Source organism: Acinetobacter sp. V2 (assembly GCF_001188385.1).
GTDB lineage: Bacteria > Pseudomonadota > Gammaproteobacteria > Pseudomonadales > Moraxellaceae > Acinetobacter > Acinetobacter oleivorans.
In genome coordinates, this window is the sequence record NZ_JZFB01000002.1 from 227,247 (window position 1) to 233,636 (window position 6,390).

Annotated in this window: 8 protein-coding genes and 1 pseudogene; 3 read left to right on the forward strand and 6 right to left on the reverse strand. The window is 40.5% G+C overall.

Features of this window, described 5'->3' with window-relative positions:
* From UC75_RS21015 to UC75_RS09870, 3 genes and pseudogenes are all read right to left on the reverse strand, one after another.
* Positions 1–103, reverse strand: a pseudogene (locus UC75_RS21015) (hypothetical protein); the annotation flags it as partial.
* A 36-nt stretch (positions 104–139) separates the two neighbouring features.
* Positions 140–769, reverse strand: a complete 630-nt coding sequence (locus tag UC75_RS09865; RefSeq protein WP_049837473.1) for a DUF1294 domain-containing protein — start codon at positions 767–769, stop codon at positions 140–142.
* A gap of 12 nt (positions 770–781) precedes the next feature.
* Complete coding sequence (locus UC75_RS09870) at positions 782–1,732, reverse strand: homoserine kinase (RefSeq protein WP_049837474.1); 951 nt, start codon at positions 1,730–1,732, stop codon at positions 782–784.
* A gap of 112 nt (positions 1,733–1,844) precedes the next feature.
* On the opposite strand from UC75_RS09870, the gene hisF reads away from it, so the two are divergent.
* Entirely contained in the window at positions 1,845–2,603 is a 759-nt protein-coding gene (gene hisF, locus UC75_RS09875) for an imidazole glycerol phosphate synthase subunit HisF (RefSeq protein ID WP_049837475.1), read from the forward strand.
* Positions 2,604–2,642: 39 nt separating this feature from the next.
* Here hisF and UC75_RS09880 read toward each other — a convergent pair whose 3' ends face one another.
* On the reverse strand, positions 2,643–3,281 hold the full coding sequence (locus UC75_RS09880; protein ID WP_049837476.1) for a hypothetical protein: 639 nt from the start codon (positions 3,279–3,281) through the stop codon (positions 2,643–2,645).
* A gap of 109 nt (positions 3,282–3,390) precedes the next feature.
* Between UC75_RS09880 and UC75_RS09885 the strand changes: the two genes are divergently transcribed.
* The gene (locus tag UC75_RS09885; RefSeq protein ID WP_049837477.1) at positions 3,391–4,395 is read left to right on the forward strand and encodes an AraC family transcriptional regulator; all 1,005 of its coding nucleotides are present in this window, start codon (positions 3,391–3,393) and stop codon (positions 4,393–4,395) included.
* A 132-nt stretch (positions 4,396–4,527) separates the two neighbouring features.
* Positions 4,528–5,217, forward strand: coding sequence for an aquaporin Z (gene aqpZ / locus UC75_RS09890; RefSeq protein ID WP_016803075.1), 690 nt, complete (start codon positions 4,528–4,530; stop codon positions 5,215–5,217).
* A gap of 249 nt (positions 5,218–5,466) precedes the next feature.
* Here aqpZ and UC75_RS09895 read toward each other — a convergent pair whose 3' ends face one another.
* Both UC75_RS09895 and UC75_RS09900 read right to left on the reverse strand, forming a co-directional pair.
* The gene (locus UC75_RS09895; protein WP_049837478.1) at positions 5,467–5,709 is read right to left on the reverse strand and encodes a hypothetical protein; all 243 of its coding nucleotides are present in this window, start codon (positions 5,707–5,709) and stop codon (positions 5,467–5,469) included.
* A gap of 45 nt (positions 5,710–5,754) precedes the next feature.
* Positions 5,755–6,354 (reverse strand): LysE family translocator, encoded by a 600-nt coding sequence (locus tag UC75_RS09900; protein ID WP_049837479.1) that lies wholly within the window; start codon positions 6,352–6,354, stop codon positions 5,755–5,757.
* Positions 6,355–6,390: the final 36 nt, after the last annotated feature.

Genomic DNA, 6,390 nt, shown 5'->3' on the forward strand with positions numbered 1-6,390 from the left:
CAATAACCGCAAGTAAGCCGCCTGTAAAAATAGCGACAATATAAAGTACATATAAAATAAGTGTTAAAGTACGATTTGGATCTTGGTCGATAGAACTATTCATTTTTATACCTCTCAAGTTTAATAAAACGATTTACTTTTATGCGCCCCGCAACACATTTAAGGGAGAAATTAGCCACAAAATCAAAAGTAAATGAAGGAATATGGTACAAAAATAAATCTTACGGAATGGTTGTTTTTGTGTTTTATGTCTCAGTTTTTGTTGTGCCCACCATGCGGCAGGCCACCCCCCTAAAAAGCTGACAATGTGCAATGTTTGCTCAGGGACACGGCGATTACCCAATTGTGCGGCTTCTTTGTCTTGTGAATATAGCCAGTAACTCAGCACATTCATCATTGAAATAAACAATAAGGTATAGGCGGGTAAAATATGGATAAAACTCATAATTCCCATTAAAACGAAATAAAACACGATCCCCATTTGCATTGCAGGCCATGGACTAGCTTGAAAAGAAGATTGTGTTTTTACTGGTTTTGACGTTTTACGAGTTTGAGATGCTTTTAAATAAGTGACCTGCTGAGCACGAAAGCGACCTTGCTCATCGAGAATAATCAGATATTCCAGTGCACAGCCAATAATTGGCCGAGGACCGGGACGTGCAAAATCTTTAATATGCAAAAAGACTCGCTCTTTTTCAGCATCATCTGGCTGAATAAAGCCATAACCTTTTTCGTCGAACCATTCGACTAATCGCCCCTGATCTCGCATCTTTATTCCCTTTTATGCTTTTACATGACTTAAACGGTCTTGCATCATTGCTCGCATTTCCTGCGGGTCTTTTTGCAAAATGTCATCGCCGGTACGTCCTTCTTCTTTATTTTTTTGAGCAACTTGCAAACGCATTGACCAAAAGCGGCATGCTGCCATTGCTAAGAATACATCTAAACACTCAAGTTCATCTGAAGTAAGCACACGAACCTTTTGGTATGCCGCTAAGTAAGCTGCCACTTTGTCTGAGTTTAAATGTGCTGCTGGATATTCGGTACAAAAATCATTGATGGTAATCGCAATATCAAATAGCAACTCATCTTGATTTAATTCGTAAAAATCTAAAATACCTTGTAATTGCTCACCTTCAAACAACGTATTGTCACGGAACAAATCTGAGTGAATAAAACCTGTTGGTCGGTTTGAATACTGCGCTGTTTTAGTATTAAAAGCTTGATAGACCTGCTCAAGTAACGTTTGGTCTTCTTGAGTCATATTTGGTTTAAGCTGTTCTGCAACGCCTGTCCAGTATTGATGATCACGTCTATATTCACGCTCAAGCGGAAAATCTTGTAAAGCAACATGTAGCTTCGCCTGTGCGTCTGCAATTGCGGCAACTTGCGCTACTGTCGTTTGCATGGGATGGTCACCCATGAGACGTGGTGCAATTTGTGCAGGCTTATCTGCAATCACATGAACCGCTTGTCCGCTATGTTTTAACGGCACAGCAACGGGTACATCATGAGTTCCTAATTGTTCAAGTACAGGAATGAGTTCACCTGCCCCTTGTGCATCTAACTCTTCAAATACAGTCAATACATATTGTTTGCGGTTTACATCAACCAGAAAATAATTGGTGTTTTGAATACCTCCCTGAATTGGGTTCAGCTCCAACACCTCTAATCCATAAGGTGCAGCAAAGGTGCGAACTTCATCTAAACTCAACGGGGTATAAACCGACATAGAAAACCTGCAAAAAACATCTGTGAAGTTTGATAGAATACCTCTTCCCTCCATGAAGGTGTAGCGCCTGTGTAGGAACTTTCACCAACGGCGATTATTTTTGGAAAAAGCTATGCTTGCTAAACGTATTATTCCTTGCCTAGACGTTGATAACGGACGCGTAGTTAAAGGCGTTCAATTCCTCGATATTCGTGATGCTGGCGACCCTGTTGAAGTGGCACGTCGCTATAACGAACAAGGTGCAGACGAAATTACTTTCTTAGACATTACCGCTACACATCATGGACGCGATACCACTTACCGTACTGTTGAACGTATGGCCGAGACTGTATTTGTGCCATTAACTGTCGGTGGTGGTGTACGTAAGGTTGAAGATATTCGTGCGTTATTAAATGCAGGTGCAGACAAAGTGAGTATTAACTCAGCTGCCGTATTTAACCCAGAATTTGTTCAAGAAGCGTCACAGCACTTTGGCGCACAATGTATTGTCGTTGCGATTGATGCCAAAAAAACTGGCGATAACAAATGGGAAATCTTTACTCACGGTGGCCGTAAACCAACGGGTATTGATGCGATTGAGTGGGCAGTACAAATGGCTGACTACGGTGCGGGTGAGTTACTGATTACCAGTATGGATGCCGATGGTACTAAAGCAGGCTACGACATTGCTTTAATGCGTGCCATTAATGACCGCGTTACCATTCCAACCATTGCTTCAGGTGGTGTAGGTAACTTACAACACCTTGCAGACGGTATTTTACAAGGTGGTGCTGATGCAGTATTGGCGGCAAGTATTTTCCACTTTGGCCAATATACGATTCCAGAAGCTAAACAATATTTAGCTGATCAAGGCATCGAAATGCGCTTGTAAGCGCATTGATAATAAAAGGGGCAATATGCCCCTTTATTTTTATGCAGCACCATCGACCGAATTTATGTCGCTAACGAGTTGAGGTTTTTCTTTTTTCTCGACCCATTTTGCAGGAAAGATTTTCTCTACTGCTTGAGACAGTGGTCTAGCAAGCGTAGTAGGTAACTGAATACCCAAAGGGTTTTGTTCTTTTAGGTCTGCCGAAGATACCACACGTGTTCCCATCACATAATCAAACCAAGGTTTGGTCACGCACCAATTCGCGTCTTGATTAGAGTTCATGTGGTGATCGTAATGCCACGGAATTTTACGCTTTGCCCAGTCGGGCTCTAAATGCGCACGGCGATGAATATAATAATAATTACCAGCACTGTACCAAGCTGCAAGTGCCATACCTTTTGAAAATGGATAGAAAATTGCGCTTGAAACGGTTGCCACCACAGCAAGTGAAATTAGCTCATTTTTAGTGCGCCAATTGCCAACGCCCTCAACATAGCAATCATCATGGAATTGTTGTTTACGGACTTCACGATGATGCGCCCAATGTGATTCCATGCTTTTTGGTACGGGGCTATAGCGCGGTTTTCCAGCACGGTGTACACCATGCAAAATATATTTATGCGCCACCCATTCAAATGCATTTGCAACCGCAATTCCTGCAATGAACCCTTTTAACATCACCTAACTCCTTTTTCTTTTTATTCAGCATATAAAATTCGTTATGCTAGGTATTGACCAGAATTTATGGTTTCATTGACAAATCACGACAAGAAAGAGGTGGTTACGGATGCCACAACTAAAAAATTATACAGGCTCAGTATATGGAGGGCTGGGACATCTATTAAAAGCTTATTGCGAAGCGAATAAGTTAGCGATTCCTGAACAATTAGAACAAGTTCAAAATCTAGAACGCTTTGACTATGTAATTTGGCGCGATCTATTAGAAGTGATTTATAAACTAGACCCGAAGCCGGGTTTAGGGCTCGAGATTGCCAAATATGTACAACCCAAACACTTAGGAATTATTGCTTACCTCGCGCTCTCTTGCGACAACTTAGGTGAAGCCTTAATTCGCTATCATGATTTTCACCGTCTAATTTATGACGGGAGCCCATTAGTGGTTGAACTACAAGGGAGATATGGTTCTATTCGCTGGGAAGCGACTGAGCTACACCCTACTCAGCTTACCGATGAAATTGCGATTGCACTGGTCATTCAGTTCTTACGTCTTTTTATGTCTCATGAAGATGTGCATTTACATGAAGTACATTTCTTAAATGCTGCCCCTAAAAATATCAGGGTTTATGAACAATACTTCCAATGTCCCGTTCGTTTTAGCCAGCCGCGTACAGAGTTGCTCATTCCAATTACGGAAATTCATAAGCCGCTTAGCAGCGCCGACCATACTCTACAGCAGCTATTGGTTCAACAAGCACAAGCGCTGTTAGAACAATTACCAAATTCGACCCAACTTGATCAGCGTTTACAGCATTCAATTTTGACTGGACTGCAGAAGAATCAATATCAAATTGAATATATTGCTGCTCAATTAGGTCTGTCCGTGCGGCAACTGCAAAGACATTTACAACAGCAAAACACCACCTTTCAGGAACGCGTTCAGCAAGTGCGCTTTATGCTGGCAACCGAGTATTTAAAAGACCCGCATTTAAGTTTACAAGAGATAGCTCTTCTGCTTTGTTACTCGGAACAAAGTGCTTTTCAAAGAGCTTTTAAGCATTGGACCAATCAAACACCCCAACAATGGAGGGATCATTTTTTAGACAAAGAATAACCAACCAAAACTTACAAATCTTTTCTTGATTAAAACAACACTGAAAACAAAAATTTCATATAGTCACATGCTTCAAATTTATGTGACGTAATTCACATTAATTAAAATAGATTAAATAAATGAGTAATCAGAATGAATAAATATTTTGCTGAATTTCTAGGTACGTTTTGGCTAGTCTTTGGTGGTTGTGGTAGCGCAGTATTAGCCGCAGCTTTCCCTGAACTTGGTATTGGCTTTGCAGGTGTAGCCCTTGCCTTTGGTTTAACCGTACTGACAGGCGCCTATGCTCTAGGGCATATCTCAGGTGGACATTTTAATCCCGCGGTAAGTGTTGGCCTTTGGGTCGGCGGCCGCTTCGATGTTAAAGATTTAATTCCCTATATCGTTGCTCAAGTGGTCGGTGCGACTGCTGCTGCATTTGTTCTCTACATTATTGCTCAAGGCCAAGCGGGCTTTAGCGGTGTTGGTGGTTTTGCTTCAAATGGTTTCGGTGATTTATCACCAAACAAGTTTGGCTTAGGTTCAGCTTTCATTATTGAAGTCGTTCTTACAGCTTTCTTCTTAATCATTATTTTAGGTGCAACTGACCGCCGCGCACCTGCTGGCTTCGCTCCTATTGCGATTGGTTTAGGCTTAACGCTTATTCACTTAATTAGTATTCCAGTTACGAACACTTCGGTGAACCCTGCACGTAGTACAGGTGTTGCATTCTTTGCTGAAACTGCTGCTTTAAGTCAGTTGTGGTTGTTCTGGGTAGCGCCGATTTTAGGGGCTGTGATTGGGGCGATTATTTATAAGGTAGTTGCTGGGGACAAAGATTAACACGACGGAGTCCTGCTTCATAAAATCGAATGTAATCAGCTAATTCTCATTACTTTTGTTTCGACAAAAGTAACCAAAACCATTGCCATTCACAAAACCTGTTCTCTGGTATCATTTATCTGATCCCACACAGTAACAATCCTGATCTTAAAATGGGCAGGTTGTGAATGGCTTTATCACGAATCAGATTTCACGCATTATTCAATAACCATAGAACTTTGATTAGACCAAACTCTATGAATGAATCATTTACAAAAACGGATTATTAATTTCTTGTTCAGCCGGACGTTCAATTTTCTCAGGCAATTCTTCTTTTTCCAAAGCTGCAACTACATCGTTTAAAAAGCTCTGTAAAGCCTTCGCTTGTTCTAATCCGATTTTGTCTTTGGTGATTTGCAAGTTGCCATAAATGCTGACGCAATCGACATCATTTTCTAATGTTAAATCTTCAATTGATGAAGACTCTGTACCCTTTTCAAATGGCTTAAACATAGGTCTTGTCTCGTTGTTATATCTTCACAGTGTAATACGACCAATTTAAAAAAAATCAATCAAAATTAAAAGAGCCGATAAAATTAAGAATGCTCCCATTAGGATATTAAAATATTTCAAACGTTTGCCCTGATTCAGCACCACTGAAAATTTATCACCACAGAACCCCCAAAAGAACAAACACACATAGCAAGTGAAGAAATAAATAACGATAAAGATCGGCAATGACTGCGGATTCTCAATGCTTGTAAACATGGTAATGCCCGACACACAAGCCAACCACGCTTTAGGGTTAAGCCACTGTAGCAAAAAACCATCTTTAAAATTGGGAATAATAATTTGGTCTACGGGAGCATTTGAAATAGAAATATTGGCAGCAGAAAGAATAATTTTTATGCCGATATAACAAACAAATAGCGTTCCACAAATCGCAAGAATCTTTAATAGAACAGGAAACTGAGTTAATAAACTCTGAAGACCAAATGCCATAAAAATTAAAAGCAAGGTAAAACCAATGGTTGCGCCTGAAATATAGGGAAGCGATCTTTTTAAACCATGATTTAAACTGGTCGATAAAATGACGGTATTTACTGGGCCTGGAGTAATAGACATTGCAAATGAAAAAAGAAACATCGAAGCAAACATTGTTATTGTCCTTATTAAAATAAGACCCATAGACAG